Genomic DNA, 18,549 nt, shown 5'->3' on the forward strand with positions numbered 1-18,549 from the left:
TCGCGTCGTATCGAAGGGAGTGGCCAGGGAGCGGCGCGTGGGTCTACCAACAGGACGTGTACGTCGCGTCAAAACCGCCAACAGTTTTGTGACAGCACTGTCATCTTTTGACGGCACCGCAATGCACGCAGGCGGACCCTGCCTTCGCCACACGTCTTCATTGCAGAACGTCGATTGCTGCGGAAGATTCGAGATGCGTGAATCACTGATGGTGGAGCTGGGCGCTGCCCTCACCCTTGCGTTGCTGCTGGTGTTGGCCCCAGTGCGCGCCGACGAGGCGAAGATGCAGGAAGACCCCGCGCCCTGCATCGAAGTACAGGTCAATGGCGAGCGCATTCCGGCCTGGGACTGCCTGCAGCGCAAGTTGGCGCCGGCATCGAAAGCGGCGAAGTCACCGGCATTGCCCGAGGCCGAACGGCTGATGCGGCAGCCGGGCAACCAGCTGATGCAGTACAACCTCGAAGGCACGCGACAGCGCATGGGCGATGCCTTTGGTCGTTCGGTGGTACCGCAGCGTCCGGCGCGATGAGCCTGCGCGGCCGTAGGGCCGAGCCCACGCCTGGCAGGATTTGAAGGGTCCAGCTATCGCTCGGCAGGATTCTGTAGAGTCGAGCCAGGCTCGACTGTTCTTCCAGACGCAGCCGAGCGTAGGCTCGGCACTACGGTGCCGCGGGCACGAAGCCATCGCTCGGCACCGGCGGCAGCTCAGGCACCGGCAGGCTGCGCGATTGCCCGGCCTGGTTCAATTCGACCGCGCTGGCACTGATGCTGGCCAGCACCGTGCAGGGTCCGAGTCGTTGGCCGGGCGCATACGCTTCCGCCGGGCGTCCATCCACCGAAAGCAGCGCCAGCGGCGCGTGGTCGCCGGCCATCACGCCCAGCACGACCACCTCGGTCTGCACCGCACCGGGGGACAGCAACCGCACCAGCGGCAGGCTGGCCACTGCATCGAACAGGGGGCGTGCAGGGGCCTTTGCGTGCGTTTCGCTGGCCGCCGCCGTCGGCGCCACCGCAGACAGGGTCACGCCCCAATAGGCCACCACCGCCAGCAGCAGGGTCGCCGCCAGCAGGGTCAACATGCGATTGCGATCCCAGCGCCTGCCATCCATGTTCCGCACCATCGCCACGTTCGTGTCCGCCCACGCTAGCAGCTGCGGCTGACGCTTTTGTTTCATCATGCCGGCCTACGCTGGCGGGTATCGACCCGGACAGGAGGCAACGTCGATGCAGCACGTGCCGCGTGGTTTCACCCTGCTGGAACTGATGGTGGTGCTGGTGATCATCGGCATCTGCACGGCGGGCATCGGCCTGGGCCTGGGCAGCTTGCTCGACCCGGGCCGGCAGCTGCGACAGGAAGCTGAACGGCTGGCGCAGCGCCTGCAGGTGGCGCGCGACGAGGCGCGCATCGATGGCCGCCCCCTGCGCTGGCAGGCCGACGCCAACGGCTATCGTTTCAGCCGCCGCGAAGGCAGCCGCTGGGTGACCGTTGAACGCGATGATCTGCTGCGCCCGCAGAGGTGGCAGGCGACGGGCATCGCGGTGCAGCCCGCCAACCCCATTGAGCTGAGCCCGGAGTGGATCGGTATCGCCTGGGAGCTTGGACTGTCGTTGGATGGCCGCAAACTGCGTCTTCGCGATGATGGCAGCGGACAGTTGCAGGTCGTGCAGTGAAGCAGAACATGCGCGGGTTCACCCTGGTCGAGGTACTGATTGCACTGGCGATCGTTTCGATTGCGTTGGCGGCGGTGATGCGTTCAGTGGCGGTGGCGACCGATGATCAGTCGCGCCTGCGCGACCGCCGGCTGGCACTGATGTGTGCGCAGGACCGCTGGCAGGAGCTGCGCCTGGCCGGGCAGCCTCCGCAGGATGCACGGCAGCGCTGCGTGCAGGGGCGCAGCAGTTTCCTGGTGCTGCAGCATGTCGGCACCGGGAGTGACGGACAGCCACAGCTGGAACTCAGCGTGGTTGCCGAAGATGCACCCCGGCAGTCGCTGGCGCGAATGCAGTTGCCGTGGACGGCGGCGCAATGAAGCGCGCAGTACGCGGTTTCACTCTCATCGAGGTGATGATTGCGATCACCATCATGGGCGTACTGGCGCTGATCTGCTGGCGGACGCTCGACAGCGTGGCCAGCAGCGACCAGCGTCTGCGCCAGGCCGATGCCGAGACCACGACAGCGCTGCGCGTGCTGCAGCAGTTCCAGCGTGATATCGAAATGCGCGCAGACGATGCGCTGATGAATGGCGCGGTGCGCCCGGCGGACCGTCCGCAGCGATTGCTGCCGCCGTCGCTGGTGAGCGAACGGCACCCGGATGGCAGCTTCGCGCTGGAGATCACCCGCAGCGTGGGCAGCGATGGGCTGCGCTGGCAGCGGGTGCGCTGGTGGCGGCAGGGAAGTACGCTTTGGCGGGCCAGTGGTGCGGCTACGGATCGCTACCCCTTGCCCGCACCGGATCCGTCAAAGGGAATCGCGGTGGCGCAGGATGTGCAGCGATTCGAGGTACGCGCGTGGCAACCAGGCGCTGGGTGGGCAATGCTGCCGAGCGAAGGCGAGGTGCTGCCAGCCACCGGGCTGGAACTGCGGTTGGGCCTGCGCGATGGGCGTGGGCCATTGAGTTACCGGCGGGTGCTGGAGCTTTAGGATTGCTCCCAGGCAAAGCATCCACGCATGGCGTGGATCTACTGCCAAGCCCGCTCTGGTGGGTCCCGACCTTGGTCGGCACTGAAGCTGGCCCAGCCATCCACGCATGGCGTGGATCTACTGCCGAGCGGCGCCTGCTGCCACGCCTTCTCTGGTGGGTGCGGACCGTTGGTCGGCACTGAAGCTGCCCAAGCCATCGACGCATGCCGTGGATCTACTGACCAAGGTCGGAATCCACCGTGACACATTCGCGCGTCGTTCCTGCCGCCGGGCGCTCTCCTGCACCCGGCGGCGCCGTGTCGGTGATCCTCACCGCTGATGGCCGCTCCCTGCCCTCCGTGCCGTCCTGGCTGGGGCCGCCACCGTTCCGTGGCAGCTGGCCCGATGCTGTCTGTTCCTGCAGTCCAGCGGCATCCACACACGGCGTGGATTTACTGCCGATCAAGGTCGGCACTCGCCGGGATCGTGCGATGCCTAGCGGCGCTGCGTGCCCTCGTCGCGACTTGCCTGCGGGAACTGGAAGGCACTGTTGGCGTCATAACCGCTGTTGGCAGTGTTGCCACGCGCCGGCGGGTTGATGCTGCTGGTGCCATTGCCGAAGCCGAGGATCTGCACGCTGATCACCGACGGCTGGTTGCGCCGTGCATCATCCTGGCTCTTGCGCATCACATCCTGTGCGGCCTGGCTGGCGCTGTTCGCTGCCGCACTGGCCGAAGCCAGCGCATTCACGTTCACCGTGGCCAGCACCGGCAGGCCCTTGCTCTCACCCTGCACCTGGATGTTGGCTGCATTGAGTACCTGCAACGCCGCCAGGTTGATGTTGCCCGAGACACGGATACCCGCTTCGCCCGCGTCGATGGTGCCCAGCGGCGCGATCAGGTCGACGTCGCCCGGTCGTACTTCGGCAATGGGGTTCAACGTTGCGATGCCTGCACCACTGGCCGGGGCCTGCGGCGACAGGATCACATTGCCCCAGCCGTCATAGACGCGGCGCGGTGGCGTGTACAACAACGTCGTCCGCGAACCACGACCGGCGTTGATGTCGCCCTGCTCCGACCACGCCAGGATGTCACCACCGAACGTGGTCATCACCCGCGACAGACCCAGCAGCACGCTGTCTTGGCTGAACAGCCGGATGTCACCCTGCCCCTGGGTCACCAGCCCGGCAGTGGCCGGTGGCACCACGCCCTGCACACCCACCACGATCTGTCCGCCCGGTGCCATCAGCTCGATGTTGCCACCGGCTTCGGTACGCACGCCGGAGCCGCCATACATCAGGATATCGCCGGTGCGCTGGATCGTCGCACCCGCTGCATCCTTGTCCGGCATCAGCGTGGCGATCGCCTCGCGGCCGCGCAGGTAAGAACCAACGCGTGGCCCATTCCGATCGTTGTACTCGCGGCCACCTTCGCGCAGCTCGGCGTAGTAGACCTGGCGCAGGAATATCCGCTGCTGCTCCTTCGGCAACCGGTCGAACGCCGCCAGTGCCTCGGCGCCGTCGGCGGCCAGGCCGAAGCGCTGCTGCAGCCACTGTTTCAACTCCTTGTCATAGATCTTCACCGCCTTGCCGGGCTGCGATGCCAGCGACTGCGAGGAATCGGCGAGGTTGGCCGGATCCAGGTAGCGCGTGCGCAGTGCATCGAAATCAATGTGCTGGTTGCCTGCGGTCACCGCAATGCTTGCACCCGGGCGGGTGTCACCCTGCACGATACCGCCAAGACTGACGATGCTGCCTGCCTCTTCCTGGCGCAGCTGCCGGCCCGCACTCACTTCGACGTTGCCGGGGCCGGCCACCGTCAGGTTGCTGCGGATGATGTCCCGGCCGGCTTCGATCCCGCTGATATCGGTACCGCTGGTGTTGAGCGCGGTGACGTGTGCATTGATGACATCGCGACCGGCGCGCAGCTGTACTGCCGAGCCCGCTTCGTACCAGTCGAACAATGTCCGCTTCGCGGTACCGGCGTTCTTCTCCAACTGCCGGCGGTCGCCACTGCCCAAGCCGATGATGTCACCGGCAACGGCATAGAAGCGGCTGGGTGATGTGGGCCAGGACGTCAGCGCACCGGTAGTCGGGGTACTGGGGCCGAACGCGAACAGTGGCAGCATCGCCGCCGGGTCCGCACCCTGCACCCCATCCTCCGAGAGATTGTGGCTGACCCGGGTCCGGCTGACGCCCTGCTGGGCCATGAATGCAGGATCAAGCGGGCCAGGCAGGCGGGCGTCGCTACCGGAACGTGCAATGCCGGTGGCATTGGTCGCGGCATGGATCGAGCCCCCGGCCAGAACATCGAGCCGGCCGCTGGCCGAAGGCGCGAGCAGGATCACATCACCCGTGTTCGCCCCCGGTCCGAGGCCTCGAAGCGTGGCGCTGATGATGTCACCACTCGCAGCCACCGCACTGAACCTGGACGGATACAGCCAGTAATTGATGCTGGCGGGAACGGATTGCTCGCGCAGCGCGACGCCTTCAGCGAACATGTTGCTACCGGTTGCATGCAGACTTCCGGCCAGGCTGGGTGCGAGATTTCCGCCTACCGAGAACAGGTCCAGTGCCGTGCCTCGGGTCCAGAGCGAGAACCACGTCGTGCCAGCTGCATGCTGGCCATCGCCCAGAACCACGTCGTTGTAGTTGGCCGTCGGCACACGCCCTGCATCTGCGGCGCCACCGAGAACAATGTCACCACGGGCCTGCAGCCGGGCAGTGGAATCACCCAGAATGAGCAGGGGCCCCGCCATCGCCACCGGCGCGTCGGCCACGAACGGATCCTTCAGGCCCAGCATTCCGTAGCTGCTCTGTATCGCGCTGAGGCCACCGATGCGCGCCGCCTGCAGCAGGGTGCTGCCGCGCAGGTTGGTCACCGCGCCATTGAGATCCAGATCCTGCAGGAACCCGTCGGGCTGCTGCGCGCTGGCGCGCAGGCCGGGGTTGAGCGCTCCGCCGCTTCGCAGCGTCAGGTCGCCGCCACCGGTCAGATGCAGCTCACCGTTGCTGACGCGCCCGGTCGACCCGACCGCAGCAACAATCGCGCTGGAATGCGGCGCGGTCAACAGACCCAGGGCATTGCCCATCGGGTCGAGCACGCCTGCGTGGCGGCCCGCTTCCAGCGAAAGATTGCCGCCTCCCAGCGAGCCGAAGCCGGTGAAGCCGACCATGCGGGGAGCTGCGTCCGCTTCGGCGCCCACGGTGCTGTACGTGCCGAAATTGATCCACCAGCTCGTCGGTGTCGCCTGCACGCCTTCGGTGGTGCCCGAACCCTGCCGCCACAACCAACCACCCACGGCTGCGCTTGAATGCCCGGCCTGGTCGCGCTGCGCCGTACCCGATTCGGACCGGGCGGTCCAGGCGTCGCCGATGATGTCGCGCCCAGCTTCAACCCTGACATCGCCGCCATGGTCGGGATACCACGCACGGTAACTGGCCAGCGCCGCATCATAGTTGCCCGACACCTGGTTCCTGCCCAACAGCGAGGTGTGCCAGGGCGCAGCCGCACGCGCCGTGTTGAACTGCGCATCGCGGCCATCACCCAGCGCCGTCGGCGCACCTGCAGTGTACACACCGAAGCCGGACTTCATGCGCACATCCTGCGCGGCCAGCAGCGTCAGGTCTCCCTTGCCGGTTCGCAGCACGCTCCAGGCGGGAGCGCCCAGGCGCTTGCCGTAGGTGGTCACCTCGGTCAGCGTGCCACCGCCATAGCAGTAGCCCATTGCCGCGCAGATCTCTTCCTCCGACATGCCCATCTCGGCGCCCAGTTCCGTAGCCGGGCGGCCGACCCAGGATTCATCGCCCCACCATGCCAGCGAGCCTTCCTTGTCCACCAGGCGCGGGGCGGGGCCGCAGAAGGCGCCTGCACCACAGATCTCCGCCTCGGTGGTCCCGATGATCTCGGCCACCTCGGCAGGTGACTTTCCGGCCAGACTCACATCGCCCCACCAGTACAGAGAACCTTCCAAATTGACGATTCGATCACCCTTCCATTCCGTCGTCGTGGTCACCGTCCCGATGGTGCTGTAGTGGCTGTCGGCCAGCACGATGCTGCCGTCACTTCCCCAGCTGCGGGTACGCGGATCGGCAGCGGTCGTATCGGCACCGGCCACTGCAGTCAGATCCCACGAGGTGGTCCCTTCGGGCAGCATCGCCGCCAGCGCCCAGTTGCGTCCCTGGCGCCCGCTGGCGTCAGCAGGCCGCAGTTTCACCGGCGCATCGCCGGCCAGCTCCACCTTGGTCATCGACGGGATGATCGCGCCGGCATGCAGGTCCAGCGCGCCTGACAGCTTCATCGCCATCGGCAGCGCGACGCCGGCCGGCCACACCTGTGCGGCCACCGGCGCCGGCGCGCGCAGCCGGAAGCCGGCGCCCAGGCGCGCACCCGCCTGCAACGTCAATGCCTGGGCCAGCACGGTTCCAGCCGCTACCACCTCGCCACCCGCCGTCGTCACTGCTGCGCCCAGCACGGTGCCGGCCGGCAGCAGCAGCGGTCCCGACAACCGCATTTCCGCGGGCAGCACGGTTCCGGCCGGCAGGGTCACGGCCTCGAAGGGCAGTGCATAGTTCAGCGTCGCGCCAGCACGGAATTCGGTGCCGCGCTGCAGCTGTACACCTTCGCCGGGCACGATCAGGTCGCCACCGAACGCCGTGTTGGGCGTACCGGCACTGCGCCCTTCCAGCAGCACCCAGCCGTCCTCATCGGGATTGGCAGGCGGCGGCGCGAATCCATCGTTGATGCTGCCGTAGACGTTGATATCGCCTTCGGCGCGCAGCACCAGCGCTGCCGATTCACCAAAGCCACGGCGCGCTGGATCGGTCCGGTTCGACTGCGGTCCGTAGCGGTAGCCGGACAGATCGATATCGCCGGCCACGACCAGATCGCCACGCGGGTTGTCACTGCTGGTCCGCGCCACGATCTGCACGCCGGGGCGCAGGCGATAGCTGCCCAGTGCGGCAGTACGCCGCTGCAGTACCGTATTGGTCAGCGCGGCGTTCATCCACTGGCTGTTGTCCGGGTCCACAACCGTGTCCAGCCAGTGTTGGTTGATCACCTGCGGACGATGGCCATGCACGTCCGGAGCGCTGGCCAATGGCGCCGAATCATAGCTGCGGAAGGCGTTGACCTGGACGTCGGCGGCACCGGCGATACGGATGCCGCTGGCCACGTCGATCGCGGCGTCGTTGCTGCCCACGCGTGGCACGTTGAGCTTGACGCTGCCGCGTGCGCGGCCATCGTTCTGGCCCGGGCTGCTACCCGTGGCCACGGAGGTGCCGGCGCGCAGGTCCATCGATGAGATCGCGCCCAGCTGCAGGCTGCCACTGGCCGAGGTCAGTTCGATCATCGCCCGGTTCGGGCTGTCGATGATCTTGCCGTAACTATCGACGCGCAAGGCGCTGCCATGCGCGTCCAATGCTCCGTCGATACGCAACACATCGCGGGCGGACAGGCGGATGCTGCCGACCTGTTCGCCACTGGCATCAATGCGGCCATTGACGAGCAGGCTGCCACCATCGACGCTGATATCAACGTTGCGCGCCTTCACTTCATCGCCGATCACCAGGTCGCCTTCGCTCAACTGGAACGTCCGGCCACCGGTAATGCCACCGGCGGTAAGCCGGGTGTTCAGGCCGGAGAAGTCCTGCAACTGGCGTGCACGCACTACCAGCTCGCCGCCGTCGTAGGGCACTTCAGTGCCACCGGCGTCGTAGCGGCCGCTGGCTCCGCCAAGCAACGTACCTGCCAGATCTACACGGCCGCCCTGCGGGCCCAGCGCAGCGACCGTCAAGCGGCCGCCGCGGTTGTTGCGGGCGGAAAGATCGATGCGCGACGCCGCGTCGGCAACGATGTCACCGTCACGGCTCGACAGCGCTACGTCGCCGCCCCAACTGTACTTGTCCACGTCGAACAGGCTTACCTTCCGCCCCGCCATGTCCAGCATTGCATTGCTGCCAAGCGCCACGCCCTGGCGGGCATTGGCTTCGAACCGGCCGGACGCCAGCGCCACCCGGCTGTCGATCACAACGCGTTCGGCCGTGATGGACAACTCCGCACCCAACGCATCGCTGCCCGCGGTCGCCGCGGCGCCACGCAGCTGCACCGTTCCGCCATTGCGGATTGCCAGCTGCGCACCTGCGTTACCCGTAAGCAGCGGGGTGACGATATCCAGCGCGCCGCCACTGAACTGCCAGCCGCTGCCTGCCACGTAGTCGCCCTGCCGCTGGAAGACATCCAGGCTGCCCTTGCCGGAGAACAACATGCGATCCGACGCTGCCAGGGTAACGCCGGCGAAGCCAAGCACCTGGCGATCCGCGGCCACCGACGAACTGGGCCGGGTGAAGGGCGCACGCCCCAGTTCAAGTACCCGCGTATTGATTTCCAGCTGCCCTTGGCCAAGCCGACCCACCATCGCCTCGCCGGCCGGCTGGGTCTGCTCACCGCCGGGCAACGTGGTGCCGGCCAGCGTACCGTCCCAGATCAGCGCATCGGCGAAGATGCGGGCGCGGTCGGTCGCAGTGCCGTAACCATGAATGGCAGGGGCACCCAGCACCAGACTGCGTAGACTGCTGCGGCCGGTCGCACTGTCACGCGTATCCAGGTCCACGCTGCCGAACACATTGATGGCATCGCGCGCGGTCAGGCTCAGCGCCTCCAGCGCCGGCGCGCCGGTGGCGGTGTTTCCACGCAGCAATCGCTGCAGGACCTCCTGGTTCATGGTCATGCCCGCAGGCAGGCCGCCGGCTGCCGCTGCCACCGCAATGGCTTCGGCGCTGCCGAGATTGAGCGCCGACATGCCCAGGCCGAGCTGGCGCGTGCCGTAGCTCACCGCGTCGCCAATGTTCAGCGCGCCGTCGGTGACCACGTTGATGCTGCCTGCCGACAGCAACCGGGTCTGGCCATTGCAGTCCACCACGCATCCGCCGATGTCGATCGCCACCGGACCGCCGGCACTGCCGCCCTGCGCACTGAGCGCCGTCAAGCGCTGGTTGGACACGGCAAGCAGGCCGCCCGACACCAGGTAGGGCGCCGTGGGCTGCGCCACGCGCGAGGGATCGGCCCCGGCCAAGGTATCGATCGAAGCGCCCTGCTCGACCAGGATGCCCTTGCCCCCGAACGCAGCCGACAGCAGCACTTCCTGCGCCGTCAGGTTGACGCCGTTGCGCACCACGATGTGCTGCGCGCTGCCCTCCAACGAATAAGTCGTCGCGTCACGTCGCAGCACGCCGCCGATCAGCATCGTTTCCGGGCGGAACGCATTGAGCGCCGAATCGAAGAGGGTGGCGCCGCTGCCGCTGCCGGCACTACCGCCCTGGGTGGCAATCTCCAGCGTTGCCTCATTGGAGGCGAGCAGATTGACTGAAAGCGTGCCCCCGCGTCCGTCATTGCTGCCGGCGTTGAAGCGTGACACGCCCTGGAAGATCGCGGCTGGCACGCTCGAACGTCCGGCGCCATCGCCCAACACCAGGTTGAGGTTGCCGGCGTCGGTTGGCCGCCAGCGCAGCGCTTCACCACGCCGCTCAGCCACGCCCTGTACGAAAGTGCTGTAGGAGGTCTCGTTGTAGCTGGCATGGCGGCGCACCACATCCGCCGGCGTCAGCACCAGATCGGTGAGCAGCGATGAGACTCCACCGCCCAGGCTCTGCGCCTGGTGTCCACTGACGCGCCAGGAACCCGTGCCGGTCGCCACTGCCTGGCGGCTGCCGATGGCGCTTTCGGCGCCGACTTCGACGCGGAATGCGCCCTTCTGCAGTGCGTAGCTTGCCGGCAGCAGCGTGTAGGTTCCGGCCGGGAGGCCGGGAACCCCGGCAGGAATGACAATCTGCTGGCCGATGCGCGGATCGGCGCTGCCGTCAGCGACCGCCTGCGGCGCCTGCGTGCCCGAGCGTCCCGGCATGATCGCGTAGACCGCATTGTCACTGCCGCTGAAGCGGTAGCGCGGGTTCGCATCCGCCAGCGCGTGCCTCAGGATGTCCACCGAGCCGCCGCGCCCCGCCACGAATGCGGCACCCGACAGCTCGCCTCCACCGGAGACGTCCAGCACGCTGCCCGCCACGCCATTGAAAGCGTTGGCGACGATGTCGATACCGATCGGGATGTTGGTCGAGCCGGGGCCCAGCACATCGAAGTCGGCACCGTTGCGGCGCCAGCCCACACCATCCACGGTGCCGCCAAACGGCAGCTGCAGGCCGGCACCGCTCACCGACGTCACGCTGCCTGCAAGCAGGTCGACGCGGCTGGCCGCATCGGCGTTGAATTCCCTGCCACCCAGCTGTACATGGCCCCACGGCGCCTGCACATTGCCGCCCTGCACCACCGTCGCCGCCACCAGCTCCAGGCTACCGAACGCAGAGTCCGGTGCCGGTTGCGCGCCGCCTGCAATGCCATGGATGCGCAGTACGGCGTCGGGGTTCTGCCAGGACAGGCCTGAAGGACCAATGTCGGGGACGCCCGCCACGATGCGTCCCTTGGCCCGGGCCGCCGGATACATACGTGCGGCGCTGATATCGATCGAACCCGGGCTTGCCAGCGTGGAGACGAGTGAACTGCTGGCGACCGGGGCCAGCATGCGGATGTCACCGCGGCTGCGCAGCGCGACCTGGTCAAATCCCGCCAGCCAGGTGACGTCTCGCAGATCGATCAGATCGGCGCTCACGTCCAGGCGATGCTGCCGGCCGCTGTCGAACGCTGCCTCCAGTGGGCGCAACGTGCCTTCCCCGGCCGGCTGCCACCAGCGCCCATGCGCAAGGCGGACATATGGCGCGGCCAGTTGCAGGCGGCCGCCCTCGCTGTTGCCCGGGACGAGGCCGAGGTAACGCTCATTCAAGCCCTGGATGCGCAGGCTCTGGTCCATGCGCAGATTGACATCTCCCAGGGCGCGGATGTCGCCGAACAGGGCCAGATGGTCGAAACCACCGGCCTCGATCTGCCCCATCGACAGTGCCGCATGGCCGTACTCAAGGCGTGCAGGCAGGTCCGCCGTCTGCGCGGCGTGCTGGGTCAACGAGATCACCCGCGGTGCCAGCACCTCCTTGCCGTCTGCCGTTCTGCCGTAGGTGCCACCACCGAAGGCAACCCCCAGGGTGCCGCCGCGCGCGCCGTCGCCGCCCGCTGCTGCGTCCAGGTCGCCCTGCAGGTACAGCGCATTGCCGGCGCGCAGCACGATGCTGCCGCCGTCGCTGTCCACCCGGGTGCGCCCGCTGCCATCAATGTCCAGCAGCGCCGAAGCACCGGACGCGTCCAGCCGCGCACCGCGCTCCACCACCACGAAGGTATCGGGCGGCAAGTGGCGTACGTGGTCCTGGTCTTCCCAGTCCAACGCCCCCCCGATCTCGATCGTTCCGCCCTTGCGCACCTGTCCGCGCAATGTCCCGCGCGCGTCGGGCAGGGAAACGCTATCGCCGCTCACGTCCAGCAGGGCACCCTCGGCAATCGTCCAGCGACGTTCGCGGCGTTGATCGCCACGCACACCGGTCGGGTCGAATGCCTCGTCCAGGCGGATGCGGCCGCCGGCCGCCTTCAGACTGCCAGCCACGTCCAGGTTGCCGGCGCTGAACAGTTCGATCGACTGGCCGGCATCGACCTCGATCCTTGCGCCCTTGCCAACGCGCAGATCGGCCGTGGACAGCAGATGCCCTGCGCGCAGTGCCAGGCTCGCGCCGCCGCGCTGCGATACACGCCCGCTGGCCGGATCCGCCTCATACAACGATGGCGTCCAGGTCTGCACGCCCTGCTCGCGGGCCAGTGCCTGCTGTGCGCCCTCGGCCAGGCGCAGCGCCGGTCGTTCCACCTGCAGCCGGGTACCTTCTTCAACCGTCAAACCGTTGTGCCCGGCGATGTCATAGCCGGCGAAGCCACTCCTGAACAGTGCTGGCTGCAGTTGCAACGACGCCGCCGATGCATCCGTGCCAGGCGCGCCGATAGACACCGCACCGCCTGTTGCCAGCGTGAAGTTGCCGCTGCCATTGCCGAGCGCGCTGAAGCGTGCGCCATCGCCGATACGGATCCGCCCGCTGCCGTCGGTGGCAACCTCGGTGCTGGCCGCGAGCAGGCTGACACTGCCGCCCTTGCCTACGCGCCCTTTGCCACTGGCATCGATCGCGCCGCCGGCATCGACCAGAATCGTCGCTCCCTCGCCCACAGCGATGTCGTGGCTGCTGTTGAAGCGCACCTGCCCGCCGTCGGTCCACGCCTGTGCCGGACCGCCCTCCGGCGCTGCAAGCGCGTTGCTCCAGCCACCGCCAAGATCGATCCGCGCGCCCGCCGCAACATCCACCGCGCCGCGTCCGGACCTCAGCAGGGCCGAGGGCCCGCCGAGCGCCGGAAGCAGGTTGCCGGCCTCCACCTGCCCGCCGGCAATCTGCACCGTTCCGCCGAAGCCGACGCGGCTTGCAGTGAGCCCAAGCCGACCGCCCTCCTGCAACCTGAGCGTGCCATCCAGGTCGATACGGCCCGCAGAAGCGAGGTCCACCTGCCCCCAACGCTGAGCGCTCAGGACCTCACTGTCCAACCACACGGTATTGCGCTGTGTTTCCCCGATCGGTGCCTGCAACGTCCATGACCGGGTGTCGGCCTGGAGCGCTCCGATGCGGATCTGCGAATCGAACACTGCACTTCGGCCGTTGTTGTCGAAACGCCCCAGCCAGAGCTGGGCGTTGCGGGCCGCCGCCGTCTGTGCCTGCGCGTATCCGTCCTGCCCCTGGTCGGGGCGGCGCGTCTGCTGCAGGCCCTGAAAGGCCACCGTATCCACCTGGCCCTGCAGGACAGCCGTGGGCGCCGAGATCAGCAGACGGCCAGCATCGCGTCCCACGGTATAGCCATTGTCGAAACGCTGGGTGGGTGCCACCAGCGGATTGCGGAACGATTCGGTCACTCCCCACCGTTCCTGCTTCACTTCATAGCCTTGGTACAGACCGTCGTACAGCATCTCGGCCGGTGCATCGTCAAGCCGGTACAACTGGCCATCGCGGCCACGCAGCCAGCTCTGCTGCACCACGCCGGACTGCACATCCAGGCTGCCGCCGGCCAGATTGATGCGCGAACCGGCGTGGCTCACCACTTCCTTGCCTGCCAGCTGGACGGTGCCGCCCTGCGCCGCCCATTCGCTGATCGAATGCCCCTGATTGTCCAGGTAGCCACCCACTTCCAGCAGGCCGCCGCCGGCATACCAGCGCGTGCCGTCATAGCCACCGGTACCGGCGGCGACTTCGATCAACTGGCGGCGGTCGATCCACACCTCGCTACTGATCAGCTTGCCGCTGTCACGGTTGTCCGGTGAATCGCGCAGCTCGTTGCCCTGCACCTTCACCTTGACGTTGTTGCTTTCCATCGCCACCTGCACGCCCACCGCACCGGAGACGTCCACGCGCGCGCCATCATCCAGATAGCTGCGTCGGCTGGCGTCGGCGACTACCTGGCCGCCGGTGGCTACCGCCAGCGCGCCGGCCTGGAAGTTCACATCGCCGCCGGAGACGACTTCGATGCGCGATTGCTCGCGGCGGTCCTGCAGGCGCGAGAGATTGTCGAAGGTGCCACTGTTGCTGCCACCGCGAAGCTTGTCCTGCTCGGCCGATTCCCTGATGAGGGCATCGCGCTGGCTGTCCAGCGCCGTGCTCTTGCCATCGTCTTCCAGCAGTACTGCAGTGGTCGAGCCGGAGGCCAGGGTCACACTGCCCGCCGCATCGGACGCCGAATTCAGCAGGTGTACGGTGCCGCGCTGATTCAGCGTGGTGGTCGCAACCGCAACGCCGGCCTGTTCGACCGTGCGGCCGGCCAGGGTGATGTCGCCCTCGCGTGCCTGGATCAGACCGCTGTTGCGAACGCTGCCGGCCGTGCTGTCAGCGACGAAGCGCGGTGCGATCTCGTTGCCACGGGTGGTCGATGCAGTGTTCTGCGCCGTGCCCACGCCACGGCGGATCACGAAACTGTCGCCGGCGGCAAGCTGGGTCTGACCTTTGCGCGTCTCGATCTGGCCCGCGTTCTCCACGCTGTGCCCAGCCAGTAGCACATAGCCACCGCCCCGCGTTGCCGTGGTCGGTTCGTGCGTGGTGATGCGTGCACCGCGTTCGACCATGACTTTGCCTACGGCGTCGGTCAGCGCCGAGGTGTTCGCCTCGGCACTGTACAGACCCTGCTCACGGAACTGCGCGTCGCTGATGCGCGCGGCCGCCGCCACCAGGTTGCGGACATTGACCTGGCTGTTGTTGCCGAACACCACACCGTTGCGGTTGGCCACGAACACCGTGCCATTGGCCTTCAGCTGGCCAAGGATCTGGCTGGGCCTTGCGGCGGGATCATTGACCCGGTTCAACACGGCCCAGTCGGGGTTCTGCAGGAAATTCAGTGTGGTGTTGCCACTAATGTTGAAGGTTTCCCAGTTCAGGATCGCCTGGTCGGCGGTCTGCTCGATGTTGACCAGCGCCCGCCCGTCGGCGGCCTGCGACTGGATCGCCTCGCGGGCGTTGATCCACCCGCGGGTCAGCGGATTCTCGTCGACCTTCAGGCCATCCTTGCCCAGCCCATCGGCGATCACGAAGCCCGCCTCGCGGCGCGCCTGCCGTGCCTGTTCCTGCAGACGCTGCTGCAGGGCGATGGCCTGCGCGGCCGTACCAAGGTTGTCGATCGACTGCTGCAGCTTCTGCCGTGCCGCATCCTGCTGCTGCGCGGGTAGCTGGAACTGGATCGGCACGCCATTGGGCATGCGCCCGCTCTGTGCCGCCGCGCCCTGCGCCGCACCGCGCTCGGCGAACCAGCCGGGGCTGAACGCCTGTTGGGCCTGAGTGGCCGGAGCCACCACGCTGCCCAGGGCCACGGCGACGGCCCAGGCCATCGGGTGGCTGCGCCACAGGGCAGCAGGGAAACGGGCGGTGGGCGAATGCGGGTGCGACATCGGGGACCTCGTCAACCTGATGGGCCGCGTCGGCGGCGGCGTGTGTACGGATGGGCCTGCGCGAGGCACGCCCTGCACCTCATAGACGGTGGCGGCGGCGTGAAGACGACAGGCGCATCACGGTCATGCAGCGGACATACGCAGAAGGCGCCGGCATTGCTGCCGGCGCCCTTGTGCACTTCCTGCAACTACCAAAGCAATTGCAGTTACAGCGGACGGCCGATGCCCGAGCAGGTGCTCGGATTGTTCACCGCACCGGCGTTGGTGGCGGTGGCGAAGCGAGCACGGACCGCATCGCGCCAGGCCTTGGTCAGCGGGATGAACTTGTGCGCGCGGATGGCGACGTCGTTCGGGCCCTGCTCGACACCGTTGACCACGGTGCTGCCGTAATGGCGGGTCAGGAAGCCGCGCACGTTGGCGCCCACGGTGGCGTTCTTGTAGCACTGGCCGAACACGAAGTTGGTGTAGCCAGCGATCGGATAGCCCGCGCTCGGGTTGCCGAACACCGGCACCCAGTTCGCCGGGTTCTCGGCAGCGGCACCGGTCGGCGGCGCAGCGGTTTCCAGCGTGGCCTGCACGCTCACTTCATCCGGCGAGAAGCCCTTGACCTTGGCGACCTTGGTGGCGTCGGTCAGGCTCGGGATGACGTCCGGGCCGACATAGCCAACGCGGCCGTCAACGGCATAGACGGCGTTGTACAGCGCGGTGCCACCGGTGGCCGGTGCGGCGATGAAGTTCGACGGCACGGTGGTGAACAGGTTGGCGAAGGTCGACTGCACCGAGAACGCCGGCACGCCGTTGGTCAACTTCAGGTTGCTGCCCGACACGTCAGCCGGCTGGCAGGCGCTGGTCAGGAAGCGGGTCAGCAGTTCGCTGGTGCCGCTGCTTTCGCCACGGTAGACGACCTGGATGTCACCGGTACGGCCCAGGCCCGCCAGCTGGCTCCAGCTGGTGATCTTGCCGGAGAAGATGCCGCAGATCTGGGTCACCGACAGGTCAACGGCCGAACCGGCCTTGTTGAACGGAATCGTGACCGAGGTGGCCACCGACGGAATCTGCACCAGGGCGCCGTAGCGGTTGGCATCGCCGGACACGTTGTAAGTGCTGTTGTAGGTGTTCAGTTCGGTGCTGCTCAGCACCGAATCGCTACCGGCGAAGTGCACGGTGCCGGTGGTGGAGAACAGCGCCGAGTTGTTTTCCAGGAAGGCCTTCTTGCCGGTACCCGAGCCGGTCACGGCGTAGCTGAAGTTGGCCGGCAGGATGCTGTCAGCCGAACCCTTGTAGAGGTCGGCCGGCAGCGAGGCACCGCCACCGGTGACGGCGGTCTGCGCCGAAGCGGCACCGGCGGTGGCCAGCAGCGCGGTAGCAACCAGCGCGGCCAGGGTCTTGTACTTGTTCATGATCTTCTCCTGAAGGGTTTACTGCGAAGGGAAACACCAAGGGAGGAACGGTCACTACACGCCTGCTGCCGCCGAGGGCCTCCCAGCCCACTCTGCGGCGACGTGGCTATGCTGGTCCGCGCCGATGACAGGCCGCTTAATAAACCTGTGGAAGATCGAAAAAAGGTGTGGAGGATTGTGTGGAGAATCGACCCATGCCACATTCCAACGACGCCGCCCGATCAACTGAATTGAATCGACTGAATTGAATCGACTGAATTGAATCAACTGAATTGAACCAACTGAATTGAATTGACTGAATTGAATCGACCCGATGGGATCGACTGGGTAGGGTCGACTGTTAGTCGACTGCTTTTCGCACGCGGAAACGATCTGAATGCACTCGATCTCCGCGCTAGTCGACTAACAGTCGACTCTACCTGTGATGCGCGTTGCGCATCACTGCACCAACTGGTTCATTTCCATGATCGGCATCAGCACCGCCAGCACGATCGTCAGCACCACGCCGCCCATCACCAGGATCATGGTCGGCTCCAGCAACGCAGTCAGTGCCATCGCGCGACGCTCGATCTCGCGCGAGATGGTCTGCGCGGCGCGATCCAGCAGCGGCGCCAGCGAACCGGTCTTCTCGCCACTGGCCACCAGATGCACCAGGATCGGCGGATACACCTTCTGCACCTTCAACGCAGCACCCAGCGCGGCACCTTCGCGCACGCGCGCGGACACGTCATCGGCACAGCGCGCCAGCAGCGCATTGCCCAGGGTCTGCCGCGCCGCCTCCAGTGCACGCAGCAGCGGCACGCCAGCATCCAGCAGGATCGCCAATGTCGAGGCGAAGCGCGCACTGTTCACGCCCAGCACGAAGCGCCCGACCATCGGCACCCGCAGCAGCATCGCGTCCCATCGCAGGCGCAGCTCGGGCTTGCGCAGGGCCAACCGCCATGCAACCACCAGCGCAGCGATGCCCAGCCCCACCCACACGCCCCAGCTGCGCACGAACGCGCTGGCGGCCAGCATCACCTGGGTCAGCATCGGCAGCGTCTGCCGCGCCTGCACGAACGCGGTCACCACCTGCGGCACCACGTAGCTGAGCAGGAAGATCACGATCGCCACCGATACCAGGCTGATCGCCGCTGGATAGATGAAGGCTGTCAGTACCTTGGCCTGCAGCCCATTACGTTCTTCGATGTAGTCGGCCAGGCGCTCCATCACCCGCGCCAGGTCACCGGAGTCTTCACCTGCGCCCACCAGCGCCCGATAGATCGGCGGGAAGTCGCGCGGCCGCGCGGCCAGCGCAACGGTCAGGCGCTGGCCGGCACGCACGTCGGCGCGTACGGCGGTGAGTGCCTGGGCCACGTGCGGGCGCTCGGCCTGTTCAATCACCGCACTCAATGCTGCTTCCAACGGCAGGCTGGCGGCCAGCAGGCTGGCCAGCTGGCGCGTGGCCCAGGCCATCTCGCTGGCAGACAACCGGCGGGCGCCCCAGCCACCGCCGGCACTGCGCGCGGCGCTTACCTGCACAGGGGTCAGCCCGCGCCCGCGCAGCAGCTGACGCGCACCGCGCGGGCTGTCGGCGTCCAGCTGGCCTTTCTCGATGCGGCCCTGCGCGTTGGCGGCCTGGTAGTCGAACAGTGCCAT

General features: G+C 67.3%; 8 protein-coding genes. 4 read left to right on the forward strand and 4 right to left on the reverse strand.

Features of this window, described 5'->3' with window-relative positions:
• The first annotated feature begins 193 nt into the window (after positions 1 to 193).
• A complete protein-coding gene (locus AC5P8Y_RS09675; protein WP_111108877.1) occupies positions 194 to 529 on the forward strand; it encodes a hypothetical protein in 336 nt (111 codons plus the stop codon).
• Between the two features lie 130 nt (positions 530 to 659).
• Here AC5P8Y_RS09675 and AC5P8Y_RS09680 read toward each other — a convergent pair whose 3' ends face one another.
• Positions 660 to 1,121 (reverse strand): general secretion pathway protein, encoded by a 462-nt coding sequence (locus AC5P8Y_RS09680; RefSeq protein WP_181453269.1) that lies wholly within the window; start codon positions 1,119 to 1,121, stop codon positions 660 to 662.
• A 103-nt stretch (positions 1,122 to 1,224) separates the two neighbouring features.
• Here AC5P8Y_RS09680 and gspH point away from each other — a divergent pair, with 103 nt between their 5' ends.
• From gspH to AC5P8Y_RS09695, 3 genes are read left to right on the forward strand one after another with little or no spacing between them, the layout of a single operon-like run.
• Complete coding sequence (gene gspH, locus AC5P8Y_RS09685) at positions 1,225 to 1,671, forward strand: type II secretion system minor pseudopilin GspH (protein ID WP_049403381.1); 447 nt, start codon at positions 1,225 to 1,227, stop codon at positions 1,669 to 1,671.
• 8 nt (positions 1,672 to 1,679) lie between these two features.
• On the forward strand, positions 1,680 to 2,030 hold the full coding sequence (gene gspI, locus AC5P8Y_RS09690; RefSeq protein ID WP_181453268.1) for a type II secretion system minor pseudopilin GspI: 351 nt from the start codon (positions 1,680 to 1,682) through the stop codon (positions 2,028 to 2,030).
• Positions 2,027 to 2,641: a prepilin-type N-terminal cleavage/methylation domain-containing protein gene (locus AC5P8Y_RS09695; protein WP_049403430.1), complete on the forward strand. Its 615-nt coding sequence runs from the start codon at positions 2,027 to 2,029 to the stop codon at positions 2,639 to 2,641. The genes gspI and AC5P8Y_RS09695 overlap by 4 nt, the downstream gene beginning before the upstream one ends.
• A gap of 474 nt (positions 2,642 to 3,115) precedes the next feature.
• On the opposite strand, the gene AC5P8Y_RS09700 is transcribed toward AC5P8Y_RS09695, so the two are convergent.
• From AC5P8Y_RS09700 to gspF, 3 genes are all read right to left on the reverse strand, one after another.
• Positions 3,116 to 15,511: a filamentous hemagglutinin family protein gene (locus AC5P8Y_RS09700; RefSeq protein ID WP_495201943.1), complete on the reverse strand. Its 12,396-nt coding sequence runs from the start codon at positions 15,509 to 15,511 to the stop codon at positions 3,116 to 3,118.
• A 206-nt stretch (positions 15,512 to 15,717) separates the two neighbouring features.
• Complete coding sequence (locus AC5P8Y_RS09705) at positions 15,718 to 16,911, reverse strand: substrate-binding domain-containing protein (protein ID WP_049403384.1); 1,194 nt, start codon at positions 16,909 to 16,911, stop codon at positions 15,718 to 15,720.
• 438 nt (positions 16,912 to 17,349) lie between these two features.
• Positions 17,350 to 18,549 (reverse strand): type II secretion system inner membrane protein GspF, encoded by a 1,200-nt coding sequence (gspF, locus tag AC5P8Y_RS09710; RefSeq protein WP_495201944.1) that lies wholly within the window; start codon positions 18,547 to 18,549, stop codon positions 17,350 to 17,352.

Source organism: Stenotrophomonas sp. YJH_SMC_12-1, from assembly GCF_059370935.1.

Bases quoted from the DNA above. Each gene is read 5' to 3' on its own strand.
- AC5P8Y_RS09675 (WP_111108877.1), top strand. From the start codon at position 194: ATGCGTGAATCACTGATGGTGGAGCTGGGCGCTGCCCTCACCCTTGCG.
- gspI (WP_181453268.1), top strand. From the start codon at position 1,680: ATGCGCGGGTTCACCCTGGTCGAGGTACTGATTGCACTGGCGATCGTT.
- gspF (WP_495201944.1), bottom strand. From the start codon at position 18,549: ATGGCACTGTTCGACTACCAGGCCGCCAACGCGCAGGGCCGCATCGAG.
- AC5P8Y_RS09705 (WP_049403384.1), bottom strand. From the start codon at position 16,911: ATGAACAAGTACAAGACCCTGGCCGCGCTGGTTGCTACCGCGCTGCTG.
- AC5P8Y_RS09680 (WP_181453269.1), bottom strand. From the start codon at position 1,121: ATGGTGCGGAACATGGATGGCAGGCGCTGGGATCGCAATCGCATGTTG.
- AC5P8Y_RS09700 (WP_495201943.1), bottom strand. From the start codon at position 15,511: ATGTCGCACCCGCATTCGCCCACCGCCCGTTTCCCTGCTGCCCTGTGG.
- gspH (WP_049403381.1), top strand. From the start codon at position 1,225: ATGCAGCACGTGCCGCGTGGTTTCACCCTGCTGGAACTGATGGTGGTG.
- AC5P8Y_RS09695 (WP_049403430.1), top strand. From the start codon at position 2,027: ATGAAGCGCGCAGTACGCGGTTTCACTCTCATCGAGGTGATGATTGCG.